This is a genomic window from Streptomyces prunicolor (assembly GCF_045162825.1).
GTDB classification, from domain to species: Bacteria; Actinomycetota; Actinomycetes; order Streptomycetales; family Streptomycetaceae; genus Streptomyces; species Streptomyces prunicolor.
Map to the genome: position 1 here is coordinate 865,152 of NZ_CP108676.1, position 17,684 is coordinate 882,835.

General features: G+C 69.0%; 13 protein-coding genes and 1 pseudogene. 8 read left to right on the top strand and 6 right to left on the bottom strand.

Annotated features, from left to right (window positions below):
* Window positions 1-76 precede the first annotated feature (76 nt).
* Entirely contained in the window at window positions 77-1,483 is a 1,407-nt protein-coding gene (locus OG588_RS03930; RefSeq protein ID WP_329352305.1) for an NAD(P)-binding protein, read from the bottom strand.
* Between the two features lie 446 nt (window positions 1,484-1,929).
* Between OG588_RS03930 and OG588_RS03935 the strand changes: the two genes are divergently transcribed.
* From OG588_RS03935 to folE, 3 genes and pseudogenes are all read left to right on the top strand, one after another.
* Window positions 1,930-2,862, top strand: a complete 933-nt coding sequence (locus OG588_RS03935) for a LacI family DNA-binding transcriptional regulator (protein ID WP_366094518.1) — start codon at window positions 1,930-1,932, stop codon at window positions 2,860-2,862.
* A 620-nt stretch (window positions 2,863-3,482) separates the two neighbouring features.
* Entirely contained in the window at window positions 3,483-4,826 is a 1,344-nt protein-coding gene (locus OG588_RS03940; RefSeq protein ID WP_405946034.1) for an aminomethyl transferase family protein, read from the top strand.
* Between the two features lie 175 nt (window positions 4,827-5,001).
* Window positions 5,002-5,456: pseudogene (folE, locus tag OG588_RS03945) on the top strand (GTP cyclohydrolase I).
* A gap of 320 nt (window positions 5,457-5,776) precedes the next feature.
* On the opposite strand, the gene OG588_RS03950 reads toward folE, so the two are convergent.
* Window positions 5,777-6,730 (bottom strand): sugar ABC transporter substrate-binding protein, encoded by a 954-nt coding sequence (locus tag OG588_RS03950; RefSeq protein WP_398843548.1) that lies wholly within the window; start codon window positions 6,728-6,730, stop codon window positions 5,777-5,779.
* A 1,072-nt stretch (window positions 6,731-7,802) separates the two neighbouring features.
* Between OG588_RS03950 and OG588_RS03955 the strand changes: the two genes are divergently transcribed.
* Window positions 7,803-8,687 (top strand): LysR family transcriptional regulator, encoded by an 885-nt coding sequence (locus tag OG588_RS03955; protein WP_405946035.1) that lies wholly within the window; start codon window positions 7,803-7,805, stop codon window positions 8,685-8,687.
* 72 nt (window positions 8,688-8,759) lie between these two features.
* Window positions 8,760-9,815, top strand: a complete 1,056-nt coding sequence (locus tag OG588_RS03960; protein ID WP_405946036.1) for a tartrate dehydrogenase — start codon at window positions 8,760-8,762, stop codon at window positions 9,813-9,815.
* Between the two features lie 161 nt (window positions 9,816-9,976).
* Here OG588_RS03960 and OG588_RS03965 read toward each other — a convergent pair whose 3' ends face one another.
* From OG588_RS03965 to OG588_RS03975, 3 genes are read right to left on the bottom strand one after another with little or no spacing between them, the layout of a single operon-like run.
* Window positions 9,977-10,537, bottom strand: a complete 561-nt coding sequence (locus OG588_RS03965; RefSeq protein ID WP_366094513.1) for a carboxymuconolactone decarboxylase family protein — start codon at window positions 10,535-10,537, stop codon at window positions 9,977-9,979.
* A gap of 51 nt (window positions 10,538-10,588) precedes the next feature.
* A complete protein-coding gene (locus tag OG588_RS03970) occupies window positions 10,589-11,419 on the bottom strand; it encodes an aldo/keto reductase (protein WP_405946037.1) in 831 nt (276 codons plus the stop codon).
* A gap of 43 nt (window positions 11,420-11,462) precedes the next feature.
* The gene (locus OG588_RS03975) at window positions 11,463-12,734 is read right to left on the bottom strand and encodes an MFS transporter (protein WP_366094511.1); all 1,272 of its coding nucleotides are present in this window, start codon (window positions 12,732-12,734) and stop codon (window positions 11,463-11,465) included.
* A 610-nt stretch (window positions 12,735-13,344) separates the two neighbouring features.
* On the opposite strand from OG588_RS03975, the gene OG588_RS03980 reads away from it, so the two are divergent.
* The 3 genes from OG588_RS03980 (at window position 13,345) to OG588_RS03990 (ending at window position 16,304) form a co-directional block, all read left to right on the top strand.
* Complete coding sequence (locus OG588_RS03980) at window positions 13,345-13,740, top strand: nuclear transport factor 2 family protein (protein WP_329257941.1); 396 nt, start codon at window positions 13,345-13,347, stop codon at window positions 13,738-13,740.
* A gap of 66 nt (window positions 13,741-13,806) precedes the next feature.
* Window positions 13,807-15,042 carry a neutral/alkaline non-lysosomal ceramidase N-terminal domain-containing protein gene (locus OG588_RS03985; RefSeq protein ID WP_405946038.1) on the top strand — a complete coding sequence of 412 codons (1,236 nt, stop codon included), beginning with the start codon at window positions 13,807-13,809 and terminating at the stop codon, window positions 15,040-15,042.
* Entirely contained in the window at window positions 15,039-16,304 is a 1,266-nt protein-coding gene (locus tag OG588_RS03990) for a hypothetical protein (protein ID WP_398843563.1), read from the top strand. Before OG588_RS03985 ends, OG588_RS03990 begins: the two co-directional genes overlap by 4 nt.
* Before the next feature lie 54 nt (window positions 16,305-16,358).
* Here the strand turns inward: OG588_RS03990 and OG588_RS03995 are convergent, their stop codons facing one another.
* Complete coding sequence (locus OG588_RS03995) at window positions 16,359-17,261, bottom strand: LysR family transcriptional regulator (protein ID WP_366094507.1); 903 nt, start codon at window positions 17,259-17,261, stop codon at window positions 16,359-16,361.
* Window positions 17,262-17,684 lie beyond the last annotated feature (423 nt).

Genomic DNA, 17,684 nt, shown 5'->3' on the forward strand with positions numbered 1-17,684 from the left:
CTCCTCCGCCTGCGGGCCGTACGCCCTGCGAGCTGGAAAAGCTAAATCGATATAGCGAACACGTTACAGCGGATCGCTAAATCGTTCTAGTCCTTGGCGGTTCAATTTCGTCGTCTGTCATCCGACGCCGCCCCTCGACGTGGGCGCAGCGGTCGTGACCGACCAGAGCGCTGCGGCGCCAGACACCGGACGTGTCCCGCAACCGGATCTCGTCGCGATGGGCGACCACGTCGCCGACCGGCTCGGCGCGCAGCCGGGCGACCACATATCCGGCCGCCAGACCGGTGATGTCACAGACCACCCCCATGGGCAGCAGCGAGCGCGTCTCGGCGATGGCGTCGTCCTCCCCCGCGCGCATCACCACGCGGATATGCGGCGCGACACCGTGGGCGGCGATGGCCACGGCCACGTTGTCCAGGTCGTCGGAGCCGACGGCGGCCAGCGCCCTGGCGTGACCGATGCGCAGCCGTTCCAGTACATGGCGGTCGCCGCCGTGACCGTCCATGACGGGAATGCCGAGGGTGCGTGCCAGCCGCGCGGTGGCGGCCTGCGGGTCGCGTTCGACGCCGACGACGGGGATGCCCAGTGCGCGCAGCTCGACGCAGAGCCGCATGCCGACCTGGCCCATTCCCACCACGATGACGTGCCCCGCGCGGGGCAGGGTGCGCGGACCGATCAGCCCGATCAGGCGCGGACCGAGCATCCGCTCGACCACTCCGGCGGTGAAGAAGGCGGTGAAGGCGACAGTGCTCAGCATCGCGAGGGCGGCGAAGATCTGGTAGGCGTGAGCATCCGGTGGCGCGGCGGCCGGACCGACGCCGGCCACTACCCGGGCGGCCTCGAACAACGCCTCGGACGGGCGATGCCCGAACGCCGTGAGCCACACCCAGTCGGCGGCGAGTACGACGAGCATCGCGAGCATGCCCAGGACGAGCAACCGGGTGCCCGGGTCGTGGGAGCGCAGCTGGAACCCGACCCACCTTCTGCGGTACCGGCGACGCCACTGCCCCGGCAGGGCCGATTCCTCTGCTTCCAGGACGCCGTCCCGCTCTCGGACGACCTGGACACACCCTCCACGCCGGCGAGCGGCGACGAAGGAAGGATCCAGGCACGGGCCGGCCAGTGACGGCGCCGCGAGGTCCGCCGGCGAGGTCACATCGCACTGCGGCAGGAGGCGCGCGAGCTCGTCGGCGATCGTGCGATCGAAGATCGTGACGATCAGAGGAACGTCGGGCGCGACGTGTGCGACGGCCAGCGCGTAGCGCAGGGCCGCGACGTCGTCGTGGAGCAGTACGGCCACGCCCGCCGGCCGCGGGGCCAGCGCCGCGCGCAGTTCGGGGTCACGTGGACGCGGAAGGTGCCGCACCGCGTCGGACGAGGCGTGCAGGGCACCGCACACCCGGCCGGCCAGGTGCGTGTCACCGATGACGACGTACGAAGGCACGGGGCCGTGATGCGTGTGACGCGTTGGGTTCGAGGTCATGGGGTCGACGTCCTGCCTTGAGGGATGACGGTGAGCCGGTCGGCAGCCGACCGGCTGGAGCCCGTCCGGGGAGCCGAGCCGGTCATCAAGTGACCTTCGGCCGGCGGTGATCGTCGAGGATCATCGATGAGGGAGCCACGGCCGGCCCACCGGTGGCGCCGCGGCGTACCCTCCCCCTCGCCCGTCTCTTCAAGACGGCTCGACGCGACGACGCGAGGGCACAGAGGGACGCGGAGCTCCCGATACGGGCCCGCTTCAGGCTCCTGATCCCCGCCGCGCCGTACCGTACGGTTCAGTGCCGTACGAAGCAAGGCAATTCGATCCGACAGAACCGGCGCACTCGGCATCCCGCAGCCGCCCGTGCTTCGGCTCCCGTCGGCCTCCCTACAATGAGTGAACGCCGTGTCGCTGGGACTCAGGTGCACACGACAACGTCAGCAGGGGTGATGGGGACTTCCAGAAGAGTCACGCTGAACGACGTGGCGGCGGCGAGCGGTGTTTCTCGCGCCACCGTCAGTTTCGTTCTCAACGACGACCCTCACCAGACGATCTCGGCAGCCACCCGCGACCGGGTGAAGGAGGCGGCCCGAACGCTCGGCTACGTTCCGCACGGCGTGGCGCGAGCACTGCGAGAAGGAACCTCGCGGGTCGTCGTCCTGAACATCGATGCGGGCATGGAAGGCGCGTACTCCCGCAGCTACATCCACGGACTCGACGCGGAGTTGGCCGCCCACGACCATGTCCTTCTGGTCCGACACGGCCACCACACCGCGCAGTCCATCCAGCAGGTTCTCGACGTCATCGTCCCCCGCGCGGTGATCCGCTTCGGCGAGACGTACCTCACCGGTCACGCACTCGACGACATGGGAGGCGGCTGGCGCAACGGTCTCGCCGCCCACACCGCCCTCCAACTCCGCCACCTCGTCGACCGCGGCCACACCCGCATCGCCGTGGCCCTGCCCGACACCGAGTCACCGCTCGCCGCGACCCGCCTGCGCTTCGTCGAGCACGCCGCGCAGAACCTTGACATCCCCACTCCCGTCTCCTTCATCGCCCCCCATGACCGGCCCGCCAGCGCCGACGCCGTCAACGCGTTCCTCTCCCGAGCCCCCGAGGTGACCGCGATCGCCGGCTTCAACGACGACGTGGCCCTGCGCGTCCTCACCGCCCTGCGCGACCTGGGCCGGCGCGTGCCGGACGACACGGCCGTGATCGGCTTCGACGACAACGGCTACGGCGAACACGTCATCCCCTCCCTGACCACGATCAACGTCGACGGCGAGGCCCACGGCCGGCTCAGCGCCCGGCTCGCCCTGGGGCTCGACACCAGTGGTCTGGAGCCTCCGCCCGCGCGGGTCGTCGTTCGCGAGTCGGCCTGACGGGGCGGGCCACGGTTTCGGCGCAGCCGTCCCGTCGTGGTGAATGCGGTCTCCGTCGCAGGGCGGGGGTCCGCATCATGACCGTGCGCCGTACGGTTCACCGGCCGGAGGACCTGGGCCGCTCTTGCCGGCGTGGGCGAGCACTGCCCAAGGCCCGTGGCCGGGCTCGGCTTCGCGCGCACGCGTTCACGCGTTCACGCGTTCACGCCCGAGAACGTCGGCTGTGATCACTGCCGGCACCGTTTTCCACTGACGCCGAAGGCCTCCTGAACACCTCGGCGAAGACCAGCGCCCGCCGGGTGTGCGTGGGGTCCAGAACAACCGTCGGGACTCCCACACGGCTTCCGTCCGTCCGTCGACCATCCGCTCCAGAAAATCCGCGCACGGCCCTTGAGTGCGCCAGAGGTGTACCGTACCGTACAGTTCACCTCGCCGACGGAGGCCGGGACCTTCCCCCCTCCGACATGCCCGTCCGGGCCGCACCCACCAGCCGCGACACCCCCGAGCCGGGTCACTCACGACGCCAGGCGCCGCAAACGGCTTCGCCCCGCCGCCACAACGGCCGGCCCCACGCCCTTGCCGCCGCCTCACCTACGCATCGCGACGACATGGAGAAACCGATGGCACACCTCGAAGACCAACTCCAGGCGGCCGGAGGCCCGTTGGGCCTGCTGCGCAGCGGCCGTTCCGGCGCCTACCCGTTCCCGATCAAGGCCGAGTTCACCAACTGGCGTGACGAGCAGGAGAGTTGGCGCAACTCGGCGGCGCTGATGGACCTGTCCCACCACATGACCGACCTCACCGTCCAAGGACCCGACTGCTACCGGCTGTTGGCCGATGTCGGCGCGAACACCTTCCAGGGCTTCGGCCCGATGAAGGCCAAGCAGTTCGTCGCGGTCAACCACGACGGCTACATGATCGGCGACTGCATCCTCTTCTGCCTCGCCGACAACCACGTCCGCCTCGTCGGCCGCCCGCCGGCGCTCAACTGGGTCCAGTTCCACGCCGAGACCGGCGGCTACGACGTCACCCTGCGCCGCGACGAGCGCACCGCGCAGAACCCGAACGGCCGCGAGTTCTTCCGACTCCAGCTCCAGGGCCCGCACGCCTCGGCGATCTTCGAGAAGGTCAACGGCGGGCCCATGCCCGACATCCCGTTCTTCAGCATGGGCAAGTTCAACATCGGCAAGCACGAGGTCACCGCCCTCAACCACCGCATGTCGGGCTTCCCCGGCCTGGAGTTCTTCGGCCCCTACGAGTACATCGACGACGTCCGCGACGCCATCCTGGAAGCCGGCGAGCCCTTCGGAGTCCGCCAGATCGGCGGCCGCGCCTACGCCTCCGTGGCCACCGAGTCCGGCTGGATCGCCAACACCGTCCCCGCCGTGTACTCGGGCGACAGCATGAAGACGTATCGCGAATGGCTCGGCGTCAGGACCTTCGAGGCCAACCTCTCCCTCGGTGGCAGCTTCGCCTCCGACCGCGTGGAGGACTACTACGTCACGCCCTGGGACCTCGGCTACGGACACATCCTCAAGTTCGACCACGACTTCATCGGCCGCGAGGCCCTGGAGCGCCGGAAGGGTGAGAAGCACCGCCGCAAGGCATGGCTGGCCTGGCACCGCGACGACGTCGCCCGTGTCTTCGCCTCCCAGTACGAGCAGGGTGACCGACGCTTCAAGTACATCGAGATGCCCGCCGCCTTCTACGCCGCCTCCCAGTTCGACCGCGTCGAGAGCAACGGCCGACTCGTCGGCCTTTCGACACTGTGCAGCTACACCGCCAACGTCCGCGGCTGGATCTCCGTCGTCATGATCGACGACGACGTGCACTACGGACAGCAGGTCGAGCTGGTCTGGGGCGAGCCCGACGGCGGCTCCGCCAACCCCACCGTCGAACGCCACTCCCAGACCACCATCCGCGCCACCGTCACCCGCAGGCCCTTCACCGGCGACAAACGCTGACAACGGCCGACTACGGCATCTCCCCCGCTCCCGAGCCCGTCCGCGGAAGGCTCGCAGGGCACGGCAGGGCGGGGCACCAGGCAGGCGGCTCCCGCCTGGTGCCCCGCCCGCACTTCCCCAACACCCCTCCCCACACCTGCGGGAGCACTCGCCCCGACGCAGAGACGGGACACCCATGACGCACCTGGATCCACTCCCCGGACAACCGGTCTCCGCGTTCGACACCAAGCGAGCCGAGTACGCCGCGCGCGAGCCGCTGATCGCCATCGGTGAAGACCCCGACCGAGAAGGACCGAGCACCATCTCCTGCCCTTCCGGGGCACGGTCCACGTCGGGTACATCCCCGCCGCGAACGGCCGGATCACCGGACTGTCCAAGCCGGCACGGCCGGTGGAGGTGTACGCGCGCCGACTCCAGATCCAGGAACGCCTCACCGGCCAGATCGCCGACGCCCTGATGAGCATCCTGGACGCACGCGGCGCCATCGTGGTCGTCGAGGCCGAGCACATGTGCATGTCGGCCCACGGCATCCGCAAGCCGGGGGCCAGGACGACGACCTCCGCCGTACGAGGCCAACTGCGCAGGTCCGCGACGCGCGCCGAAGCGATGAGCCTCATCCTGGCTCGCTGACGACAGCGCCCGTGACCAGTGAGCGGGCCCGCCACGAAGTCAGCCTGCCGCACCGGGATTCGCCTTGAGCGACCTGCTGGTGGACTGTGTCCTGCACGGTCCGTGGAAGTTGTGCCGGACACGTGGATCGCACAGTGGGGACGGTTCATCCCGGACGGGTTGCGGAAGCCGGCGAGGCCGTTGAAACCGTCGGCGTGAGCGCGGCCGCAAGGGAGCCCAGGGAGGGCTTCGCCACCTGGCCGACGGCCTCCTCGACGCCTTCGGGCGCCCTGCGGCCCGCCGTTCGACGCAGCTGCCGGCCGCACCCTTGACTTGGCCGATCAGCCATCCGTATCGCAATAGAGGGGCGCGGTGTCCGCGTTGTCCTTGGTCACCAGACGGGCATCGATGTGTTCGATCTTGTCCTTCTCCTCCCCGCGCAGCAGAGCGAGCGTGTGTGTCACCGCCAGCTCTCCCAAGTCCTGGACCGAGTTGGAGACCGTCGCCGCGAACTTCCCGTCCTTGAGCGCGGCGAGTCCCTGATCGGTGCCGTTGACGGTCACGATCTTCACGCTGTGGCCGCCCGCCGCATCGAACGCCTGCCGCACACCGAAGGCCATGTCCTCGTTGGCCACAAACGCGTACTGGAGGTCGGGGTGAGCCTGGATCATCTTGGCTGCGGCAGCCTTGGCCGTCGCCCGGTCGAACATGCCCCGCTCGTCCCCCACCACCCGCACGTTGGCTGCCAGGTTCTTGGTGAATCCGTCGACCATCAAGTTGGACGATGTACTCCCGTCGCCGGAGATGACACCGGCCTTGACCGGTTTTCCGGCGGCGTCGTCGTCGACCCATTGGGCGTCCAACTTGCCTATCCCGGGAAGGTCGCTGATGACGGCTCCAAAGATCTTGCTGTCGTCAGAAGGCGTCACCGCGATCAGAGCGATAGGTATCTTCGCTTTCTGCGCTGCGGCGATGTCGGCGTCCAGGGCGCTGGCGTCCACGCTGAGCAGGATGATGGCGTCAACCTTGTGCGCGATCATGTCCCGCACGTTGCGCAGTTCCGCGGACTTGCTCCCGTTCGAGTCGGCGGTCCGCAGTTTTGCCAGGTTGTTCGACGTGGTCTTCGTGACCGCCGTCTGTAGGCAGGTGTGGAACGAAGTGGTGCCGCCGTTGATGAACCCTAGGACGACAGGGCCGGTGGTGTGGGCGCTGCCGGTGGGATCCAGAGTGCATCCGGTTGCCAGGAGGCCGAGGCCAACGGCGGTTGCGAGCAGTCGTCTGCTGGATACGGGCATGAGAAGGGAGCCTTTCTGCTGCGCATGACGTCGGTGTCGAGGCAGACAGCGCTGGGCTGTTGCAGGGGAACCCTGCGATGGGGGACGAGGTAAGGGATCGTCGTCGCCGAGGCAGATGATGGTGATGCGGATCCGGGCGAGGGTGAACAGTCGGCTTGACGAGGCTCAGACGGGTCGCGGGATGGGCGTGTATTGCCCAGCGGGGCCGATTGGGCGGTGGCGCGGCTGTGGCGGAAGCCGAGGTCGGACACTCCGCGGTTCTGACGCCCAGACACTCGTGCCCCGCACCACGTCGGCGGCGGTACTTCGGGTTCCGCGTAGGCATCGCCGGTCAGCACCTGCACGTGCACGAAGCCAGTGCCGGCCAGGCCGATCGACGCGCACTTCATCGTCGCGCTGACCACGTGACCCGAGCCGTCGGCATCGAAGGCGATGGACACCCTCGCGCCCAGTTCCGCCCCTTTGATCTTGCGCAAAGCGATGCCGTCCTGAAGCGCGGCCGTTCTCACGAGGCTCGCTTTCGTCCGACGTTCGCCCAGCCATAAAACTGGAACGTTCCAGTGACAACGCAGAGAAACCCTTCTCTGCGTGATTGACGTGGTGGAGACCGGGGCAAAATTCTTAGCCGAATTTGGCCCAGGCGGAAGTTAGCAGGGTGAATCTCTGGATGGCGAGGGCACGGTAACGCAATCTTTGCTTGCGTTCTGCGCATGCTTGCGCACCCGTACCGCACCACCCGCCAGGGAAGCCGACGTTGCTCCGCCAACAACGCCTACGCCACCCCACGCAGGGCCATCCCCTGAGGAGAATCCGGGGAGTACGAGCGGCTTTGGGGAGCGCTGGGGTCCTGCCGCGCTCGATGCACCGGACGGCATCGCCCACCGCGCATGGGGCGCAGCACGTCGCCACCGTTGCCTGGAACCAATGGCAGCGCGCAGATCGAACCGATGATCAACTTTGTTCCCGGCTCATCCCTCCACAAGCGAACCGGCTCTCGGCCGCGGCTGTGCGACAACCCATCGGGTCAACAGCCGGGGCGAGGCATTTCGTCATGGCGTGGAGGATGGTGGTCATGGACATCCGGCAGCTGGAGTACTTCCTCGCGATCGTGGATCACGGAGGTTTCAACCGGGCGGCCTCGGCCCTGTACCTTTCGCAGCCGTCGCTTTCCCAGGCTGTTCAGGCGCTGGAGCGAGACCTGGGGAGCAGTCTGTTCCATCGGATCGGCCGCCGGGCGGTGCTCACCGAGGCGGGCACGGCGTTGATCGAACCGGCGCGGGCGGCCGTACGCAGCCTGGAGACGGCCCGCGCCAGCGTCACGGCCGTGCACGAACTGCGCGAGGGGCGACTGGACATCGCCGCCATGCCGTCCCAGGCGGTGGAGCCGCTGACCACGATGATCAGTGCGTTCACGGGCCGGTATCCCGGGGTGTCGGTGAACATCCGGGCCGCCTTCACCTCCCGCGATGTCGTCGACATGGTGCGCACCGGCGCCGCCGAGCTGGGGCTCCTGGCGACGTCGGGGCCGCTCACCGACAAGGAGGTGATCTCGCATGCCGCCGGCGAGCAGCGTTTCGTGCTGGTCACCCCTCCGGACGGGCCGTTCCCGGCGGGCCGGCCGGTCGCCTGCGAGGAGCTGGCCGAGCAGCGGCTGATCGTCGGGCAGCGGGGCACCGGGATGCGGGCGTACGTGGACGGGCTGCGCGAGCGTGGCATCGGCTTCAGCATTGCGGTGGAGACCGAACACCGGGTGGCCATTCTTCCGCTGGTGCTCGCGGGGGTCGGGCTCGCCGTGGTCACCGAGTCCTGGCGCACGACGGCCGAACAGGCCGGCGCACTGGTGCTCGACATCGAGCCGAAGACGACGCTGCGGATCGCGTTGGTCAGCCGCCGCGCGGAGCAGTCCCCAGCCGTCCGCACCTTTCTGGCCTGTGCATTTGATGCCATCCAGCACTGATAGGGCAGCCTTATAAGGCAGATCGGCAGAGCGTCTTGGACGGTCCCACGGCCTAGTTGCTGCACTGGGCACATGACCCACCACCACATCGCACTCATCCCCGGCGACGGCATCGGAGCCGAGGTGCTGCCCCCCGCCCGACAGGTCCTGGACACCGTCGGCGCCCGCCACGGCTTCGGCTTCTCGTACACCTCCTACGACTGGTCCTGCGAGCGGTACGTCCGCGAGGGCGCGATGATGCCCGCGGACGGGCTCGACCAGCTGCGCGGCAAGGACGCGATCCTGCTCGGCGCGGTCGGCTACCCGGGCGTGCCGGACCACGTCTCGCTGTGGGGGCTGCTGATCCCGATCCGCCGCGGCTTCCGCCAGTACGTCAATCTGCGGCCGATCCGCGTCTTCGAGGGTGTCGACAGCCCGCTGCGCTCCGCCGCGGCCGGTGAGGTGGACTTCGTCGTCGTACGCGAGAACGTCGAGGGTGAGTACAGCGAGATCGGCGGCCGGCTGAACCGGGGCTTCCCGGAGGAGATGGCTGTACAGGAGGCGGTGTTCACCCGTGCCGGGGTGACCCGCGTCCTCGACTACGCCTTCGAGCTGGCCGCACGGCGCACGGGGCAGCTCACCTCGGCCACCAAGTCCAACGGCATCGTGCACACCATGCCGTTCTGGGACGAGCTGGTCGCCGAGCGTGGCGCCGACCATCCGCAGGTGACCTGGGACCAGGAGCACATCGACGCCCTGGCCGCCAAGTTCGTCCTCGACCCGGCCCGTTTCGACGTGGTCGTCGCGTCCAACCTCTTCGGCGACATCCTCAGCGACCTGGCCGCCGCCGTGGCGGGCTCCATCGGCATCGCACCGGCCGCCAACCTCAATCCGGAGCGCGAGTTCCCCTCGATGTTCGAGCCGGTCCACGGCTCCGCGCCCGACATCGCCGGGCGCGGCATCGCCAACCCGCTCGGCGCGATCTGGTCGGCCGCCATGATGCTCGACCACCTCGGCCACCCCGAGGCCGCCAAGGACGTCACCGACGCCATCGCCTCGGTGCTCGCCAAGACCGACGTCCGCACCCCCGACCTCGGCGGCAGCGCCACGACCACCGAGTTCACGGAGAAGCTCCTCGAACTCCTCTGACCGAATCTCCGCAAGGCCGTGGGCGGCACGGACGACCGCGCCCCGGCCCCCGGCGATCCCCTCCCAAAGGGCCCCGAACAGTCCACAGGACCAGTTCGGAGCTCCGCCGACAGACGAGCCAGGCTGTACGCGGCGTACGGCTCGACTCGTCTGCCGCCCCGCTACATCCGGCGGAATCCCTTGATGTCCGGGAACGGCGGATCCTGGTCGGCCTGCAGGTCCACCTGAAAGACGTTCAGGGCCATCGCGAACATCGAGAAGGTCCCCAGAGCGGCGACCAGGTCGACCAGCCCGGGCTCCCCGAAGTGCTCAAGTCCGGCGGCGAAGGTCTCGTCGCCGACGAAGTGCCCCTCAAGTGCCTCGGACGCGAAGCGGTGGAGGACTTCCTCGTCCGGGCTGCTGAACCGCGGCTCCTCCCCGCGGGCCAGGCGTTGCAGCGCGGCCGGGTCCACCCCGGCGTCGATCGCCTTGGCCAGGTGCGCGTTCCACGAGTGCTGCGCGTCGAAGTGGCGGGCGGCGACCAGCAACGCCAACTCCCGCAGTCGCAGCGGCAGTGAGGACTCGCGGAGACAGTACGTACCGAGTGCTTCCAGGTGTTCGCCGAGCGCGGGGTTGCGCAGCCACACCAGGAAGGGGCCGCCGACGGCCCCGCGACGGCTTCTGATCCGCTCTCCGAGTTCAGTCTGTTCCGGGTCGGTCCCGGTCGGTGCTGACAGACGCATGTTCGTCTTCTCCTTCGTGTCTGGTCTTTCGTGTCCGGGCCGGAGCGCCGGCTAGAACTCCTCGTGGCTTTCCGGGTCGAAGCCGATCCGGACGCGGGCGCGGTCGCCGATGCGGGCGAGTTCGTCCGCGGAGAGTTCGAAGCCGAACACGTCGAGGTTTTCGCGCCGCCGCGTCGGATCGCCCGACCGGGGAAGCGGGACCGTGTCGAGCTGGAGGTGCCAGCGCAGGATCACCTGGGCGGGGGTGACCCGGTGAGCCGCCGCGACGGCCCCGATTGCGGGATCCTGGACCAGTCCGGTGCCGCGGCCGAGAGGGCTGTAGCTGAGGGTGGCGATGCCCTTCTCGGCGTGTACGGCGCGCAGTTCCTCCTGCGGGAGCTGGGGGTGCATCTCGATCTGGTTGACGGCGGGCAGCACCCCGGTCTCCTTCTCCAGTCGGTCCAGGTGCTCGGCGGTGAAGTTGGACACTCCGATCGAGCGGACCAGTCCCTCCTCGCGAAGCCTGATCAGCGCCTTCCAGGAGTCGACGTACTTGTCCAGGCGCGGCAGCGGCCAGTGGATGAGGTAGAGGTCGACGTACTCCAGGCCGAGCCGGCCGCGGGACTCCTCGAAGGCGGCCAGGGTCGCGTCGTAGCCGTGGTGGCGACCGGGGAGTTTGGTGAGGACCCGGATCTCCTCACGGGGGACTTCGGCGGCGGCGACGGCCCGGCCGACGCCGCCCTCGTTGCCGTAGACGGCGCCTGTGTCGATCAGCCGGTACCCGATGCGGAGGCCGTGTGCCACCGCCTCCTCGGTCCGGGCGTCATCCAGGGGAGCGGTGCCGAGGCCGAGGGCGGGGATGACGCCGCCGTCGTTGAGGGTGCGGAGCGGGACGGGAGACACAGGGGCACATTTCCTTCTGCTGTACGGGGGTGTACGTACGGGGCTATGAGTGAGCGGCCACCGAGGCGCGGTCGGCGGGGAGGGTCACCGGGGTCTGCTCGTTGAGACCGTGGCGCGGGATCCGCGGAAGCCACAGCAGGCCGATGGCCGCGGCGGCCAGCCCCAGGCCGATGAGGAGCAGCATGAGCAGGGTCGGCGAGAAGGCCACCAGGGCGGGAGTGAGCAGGCCGAACCCGGCCATGCAGTAGCGGGCCATGCCGTAGGTGAACCCCTGGGACGTGCTGCGGATCTCGGTGGGGAAGATCTCCTGGGTGAAGATGCGGTACATGCCGTCACCGGCCCAGCTTCCGGCGACGGTGTTGAGGATGAAGAGGGCGGTCAGGGACGCCACGGAGAAGTTGCCCAGGATGGCCACCAGGGGGCCGACCACCAGGGCGACCAGACCGAGGGCGAGGCACACGGTGCGGGACTTGGTGTCCGCGAAGCGCTGCAGCAGGAGCGCGATCACCAGACCCACCACGAAGGTGACCGTTCCGATCGTGCTGAAGACCTGCATGGTGGAGTGCCCGAGGTTGACGATCAGGTACGGGCCGAACTGCGTCAGCGTGTTCGGCATGATGCCGCCGATGACGAAGAACAGGGTGGTGGCCAGCAAAGCGGTCCCGTGCGGCTTACGGAAGGCCTCCTTCAGCTTCCGCGGCCCGGTCGAGTTCTTCTCGGCGCGGCTCTTCAGCCAGGCCGACGACTCTGCTACACCGCGGCGCAGGAACCACACGATGACCGAGACCACCAGAAGGTGGCCGAACAGCAGCCGCGCGCCCAGACTGCCCGCATCCGCAACGAAGTTGGAGATGACCAGGGAGACCCCGACGCCCGTCATCAGCAGCGTCTGGGAGTACGCCACCGCCGCACCCTGGCGTCCGGGGGGCGCCTCCTCGGCCACCAGGGCCAGCGAGGCCGGGATGTCGGCACCCATCGCGAGACCGGTGACGATGACGCCGGCGAACAGGACGGCCTGGTTGGGGGAAAGGATGACGATCAGCGCGCCGAGGGCGTAGATCACCAGGTCGGCGGAGTAGATCACCCGGCGTCCGAAGAGGTCACCGAGACGGCCGCCGACAATGGCCCCGGTGGAGAAGCTCAGGGTGAGTGAGGCGCTGAGCGCGCCGACACTCCAGGCGCTGAGTCCGAGCTGCTTCTGCAACAGAATGACGGCCATGGAAAGGCTCACCATGGTCGCGCCTTCGAGATAGGAAGCCATGCCGCCGAGAGTGGCTATGTACCAGGGGCGGGGCGAGCTCTGGTCCTTGGGCATACTCGCTGATTCCTCACTACGTTGTGGGGTCTTCGAACCTGACCGGGGACGGGCCACACGGGAAAACATTCGGAGTTCGACGAGCTTTCCGCTCAGGCAGGGCAAGCAGTATGCCCACCGCCGTAATGCGCGGAATATCCGCTGAATGCTTTCGCTGGAATTCCTCGCACAGGGTCTGTGCGGGGCCACCCGGCGAACCTCGTTGTGGTGGCGCGGCGCTCACGGGCTCGTCGGCGGCTTCCCGGGTAAGCGGTCCGCGGCCAAATGGGCCGGGTAGGGAGACCGTGCCACCCCCGACGCGACGGACGCAAGAATCCGGTAACGCAAGATGTGCGTACGGAAATCGACAGGAGGTGGCCGCAGAGGGCTTGCAGCCGACGCCGACAGTCGCCGACCCAGAGGCATTCGTCCCTGCTCAGCGGCATCGCGAGCGATCGGTGAGGCACCCGCAGGAACCCGCCGACGGCCCGCCTCGCCGCCTCATCAGGATCCCCTATAGCGAACATAGGGGATCGTCATTCCCCTGGTCTTGCTGGTTCCCCGCCGCGAATGGAAGAGTTCCCACCGATACCGGGGAATCCCGGCTCGACCCTTGCACAGGAGCCTTGAGATGACGGACGCGAGCACCATCCTTCGACTGGACCGATCCCGTCGGGATGCCATGCTCGGCGCGGATGGCGAAGCCCTGGCGGCGCTCCTCGACGACGGAGTGGTCTGGATACACGGAAACGGCAACATCAACACCAAGGAAGAAATCCTTGATTACATCGGGAACGCCCGGACCAAGTATCTGTCGATCGAGCGCACGGAGGAGGACATCCGTTTCCTGGGAGGGCTGGCTTTCATCAGCGGGGTCGAGGACATGAAAGTGGAGGTGGCGGAAGGGGTCTTGGCCCTCCGTAACCGTTTCACCGTCGTATGGGAACCGGCCGGCGAAGAGTCGAAGATCATCAACTGCCAGTTCACCTCGATGCGCGAGCCCGCTCTGCAGCAGAAGAAGGCGTAGCAGCGGATTCGGCCGGCTGACGTCCCGGCCGGCTTCAGTCTCGCCCGGAAAGACCAGGAGTCACCTTTGAACTCGTCCGCATCAGGGAATCTGCGGGTCGGTGTCGCCAAAGTCGACATCACACCCGAGGACCTGACCAATCTCAATCCGCTGGGCGGTTCGTTCACCGGCGTGCACGACCCGATCCACCTCCGGGCGCTCGTCCTCGACGACGGGGCGCACGAGGTGGCCCTGCTGTCGGCCGATCTGATCGAGGCCGGCGACATGACGCCGGTCCGCGAGCGGATCGAGCGGGAACTCGGCATCCCCTTCGACCACATCGTCATCACCGCGACGCACACCCACAGCGCCCCCCGGATCGGCCTGGTGTCCCCGGGGGCGCTCGCGCACGGGGGACCTCCGGAGTCGGACACCTACTCCGCCTGGGTGTACGACAGGATGATCGGCGCGCTGAAGGAGGCCAGGGCGTCGTCCCAGCCGGCCCGGTTCGGCCTCGGCAAGGGGACCGCCGATGTCAACGTCAACCGCGACGAGTACATCGCGGGCAAGTGGTCCATGGGCGTCAACCCCGACGGCCCGTCGGACAAGACCGTCTGGGTGCTCAGGTTCGAGACCCTCACCGGCGACCCGATCGCGGTGCTGCTCAACTACGCGGTGCACTCCACCGTGGTGCTGGGCACGGAGGAGGTCAGCGCCGACCTCGCGGGGGCGGCCACCGCGTATGTCGAGCGGCACCTCGGCGGCGGTGTCGTGGCGTTGTGGACCCTCGGGCCGGTGGGCGACCAGTCGCCCCGGGTCTCCCTCGGCAAGCTGCGGGGCGCCACCGACGACGAGCGGGTGTTCGCCTACGAGGCGATGGCCGCCCAGGGACTGATGGTCGGCGCGGAAGCCGTACGGGTGGCGGGCGGGATCCGGGAGTTGACCTCCACGGTCCGCATCGGCGCGGCGGAACGGGTGCTCGCCTGTCCCATGAAGGAGGGCGTGGACGTGATGGAGGACATGATCCAGGAGAAGGTCGACTCGGTTGACCTGCGACTGGGCCTTGTCACCCTCAACGAGGTCGCCCTGGCCGGCGTTTCGGGTGAGGTGGTGACCGACATCTACCGGCGGCTCCAGCGGGAGTCCCCCCTCGCGAACACCCTGCTGATCTCCATCGCCAACGACCGCATCGGCTACCTCGCCGACGACCAGTCGTACGCACGCAACACCTTCGAGGTCAACGGCTGCCCCATCGTGCAGGGGTACGCCGAGACCGGCATCGTCGACGGTCTGGTCGGCATGATCAGGGGCACGCTGCGGTGACCGGGTCCCAACTCGCGGCCGGCGCCGGCAAGTCGGTCATCGACCTTCCCCCCGATGTCTATCCCCTGGACGGGTTCACCGGCGAACACGACAGCCTGCACGCGAGGGCGGTCCTTCTCGACGACGGGTCGCAGCGCATCGCCCTCGTCGTGGTCGAGCTGACATCGATTCCCGAGGACGCGGTGCGCGAGCTGCGGGAGGCCGCCGCCACGGCCGGCCGCCTCGCGGGCGGCAACACCGTCGTGTGCGCGAGCCACACCTTCTCCGCACCGCATCTGCAGGCGGCGGGAGCGGGCGGGCGGAGCGACGCCCTGCTGCGCGAGGCCGTGCGGGACGCCGTGGTCCGCTCAGTGGCCGAAGCCCGGCGGACCATGCGGCCCGCCCGGGTGGGCTTTGGTCGCGGCACGTGCGGTGTCAACGTCAACCGGGACGTCCTCACCACGGACGGCTGGTGGCTCGGCGCCGATGAGAGCGGCGTGTCCGACAAGAGCGTGGGCGTCGTCCGTATCGAGGACGACGGGGGGCAGCCGCTGGCGATCCTGATGAACTACGCCGTCCAGTCCTCCGTCATGAACGAGTCGCGCACGCGGACGGGCGAAAGGCTCGTCACCTCGGATCTGGCGGGCGCGGCCTGCCGCCATGTGGAGGAGTCCTACGGGGACGGGGCCGTCGCCCTCTTCCTGATCGGCGCGGCAGGCGACCAGGCCCCGTTCCTCACCGCGAACCGGTATGTCGCCCACAAGGACGGGGCGTACACGAGGGCCGACGTCCACGAGGCCGGTCACCTGCTGGTGGACCTGCTCGGCGAGCGACTGGGAGCCGAGGCGGTCCGGGTGAGCGAGGGGATCCGGTGCACCGGTACGGGCGGGGGTCTGCGGGTCGTCAACACCGGCACCACCGTCCACGCGCAGGTCGCGCCCGCCCGTATGCAGGACCTGCGCCCGGTGCGGAACTACCCCTTCCGGCCGGACGGCAAGGCGGAGGTACCGATCGACGCGGTGCGGATCGGGGACATCGTGCTGGTCGGCCTGCGGGCGGAACTGTCCAGCGCGACCGGCCTCGGCATCAAGGAGGACTCCCCGTTCGCGGGCACCCTCGTCATGACGATGGCCAACGGAGCGGCCAAGTACATGGCGGATGCCGTGAGTTACGACCGCAGCACCTATGAGTCGATGAACTCCCGCTATGCGCGCGGATCCGCCGAGGCCGTCGCGTCGAAGGTCGGTGAGATCCTGGAGGAACTCCGCGGCGACGGCCTCTGAGTGCCTCTCGCGAGGCCCGCGGTGCTGCGTCAGGGTGGGGTCCTCGGTGGTGTGTCAGAGCGCGCCCAGCGCGGCACGCAGTTCGCCGCGCAACCACCGCAGCCCGGGATCCGCGTTGCGGCTGGAGTGCCACAGCATCGACTCGGTGAAGCGCGCCCCGTCGTACCCGGGCACCTCCCGGATGGTGAAGCCGCCGGCCCGCGAGGCCCGCTCGGCGACCCGCCGGGGAAGCAGCGCGACCAGGTCGGTGTCCTGGACGAGCCAGGGCAGGTTCGCCCACTCGTCGGTCAGCACCGCGAGCCGCCCCTGCACCCCCAGCCCGTCGATGAGCCGGTGCGCGACGGTCGGCGTGCCCGACCTGCGGCTCACGCCCGCGTGCCGGAGTCCGGAGAGCACCTCGGCCGTCAGCTCGGCTTCCGCCGCCACCGGGTTGCCGGAGTCCAGCAGGCAGACGAAGTCGTCGCTGAACAGCTTCTCGCTCTCGGCCGGGACGCTGAAGCTCAGCGGGGCGATCACCAGATCGGCCTCCAGCAGGTCGCGCTCCGCGAACCCGTCCTTCAACGCGCAGAACTGGATCGACAAGGCCGGCGAACCACTGCCGAGGCGGGCGTTCAGAGGGCGGCCGATCACACTGGTCGCATAGCCGGAGCAGGAGATCAGAAAGCGACGTTCGCTGGTGAAGGGGTCGAAGCCGGCACGGGTCCGGAAGACGCTCTCGGCCGCCGTGAGCACCTCGGCCACCAGCGGGAGCAGCCGGTGCCCCAGCGGTGTCAGTTCGTAGCCGGCGGCGCCCCTGACCAGGAGCTCGTCGTCGAAGTAGCGGCGCAGCCGGGCCAGGTAGGCGCTCATGGTGGGCTGACTCATATGGCACCGCTCGGCGGCCCGCGTCACATGGCGCACCTCCAGCAGCGCGTGCAGCGGCGTCAGCGCGTTCATGTCGAGACCGCCGAGATCCATGCCGCCCCTCCGCGACTGCCCCGGCGCTCCTGCCGAGGTCAACAGGAATGCTAAAGCCCCAGGCTATGGCCGTCGCCCGGGAAGGTCGTCAGCCGCTTCGACAAGGCGAGGAAGGGCCGGCTGGTACGGGCCGTCTGCGGGCGCGCTGACGCAGCCATCCAGTGAGCCGGGCGAGGGACGATGAGCAGGACCGCGGTGGCCGCAGGCGCGGGGATCCGGTGCGGCAGGACGGGCATGACGACCACTCGCCGACGGCGGTCAGCGACCGGGCTCCGGCCAGGACGGCCGCTCCAGCCGTGCACAGCAGGGCGCTCAGCCACATGATCGCCGGCGTCGTGCCTGTACTGCCTTCCGGGGCAAGAACGAACTACTGGACGTGACCGGGCGTCACAGGGGAACCCGACGAACCCCGTTCAGGCAATG

Coding starts and splice junctions, on each gene's coding strand:
- OG588_RS03930 (WP_329352305.1), bottom strand. CDS start 1,483: ATGACCTCGAACCCAACGCGTCACACGCATCACGGCCCCGTGCCTTCG.
- OG588_RS03935 (WP_366094518.1), top strand. CDS start 1,930: ATGGGGACTTCCAGAAGAGTCACGCTGAACGACGTGGCGGCGGCGAGC.
- OG588_RS03940 (WP_405946034.1), top strand. CDS start 3,483: ATGGCACACCTCGAAGACCAACTCCAGGCGGCCGGAGGCCCGTTGGGC.
- OG588_RS03950 (WP_398843548.1), bottom strand. CDS start 6,730: ATGCCCGTATCCAGCAGACGACTGCTCGCAACCGCCGTTGGCCTCGGC.
- OG588_RS03955 (WP_405946035.1), top strand. CDS start 7,803: ATGGACATCCGGCAGCTGGAGTACTTCCTCGCGATCGTGGATCACGGA.
- OG588_RS03960 (WP_405946036.1), top strand. CDS start 8,760: ATGACCCACCACCACATCGCACTCATCCCCGGCGACGGCATCGGAGCC.
- OG588_RS03965 (WP_366094513.1), bottom strand. CDS start 10,537: ATGCGTCTGTCAGCACCGACCGGGACCGACCCGGAACAGACTGAACTC.
- OG588_RS03975 (WP_366094511.1), bottom strand. CDS start 12,734: ATGCCCAAGGACCAGAGCTCGCCCCGCCCCTGGTACATAGCCACTCTC.
- OG588_RS03980 (WP_329257941.1), top strand. CDS start 13,345: ATGACGGACGCGAGCACCATCCTTCGACTGGACCGATCCCGTCGGGAT.
- OG588_RS03995 (WP_366094507.1), bottom strand. CDS start 17,261: ATGGATCTCGGCGGTCTCGACATGAACGCGCTGACGCCGCTGCACGCG.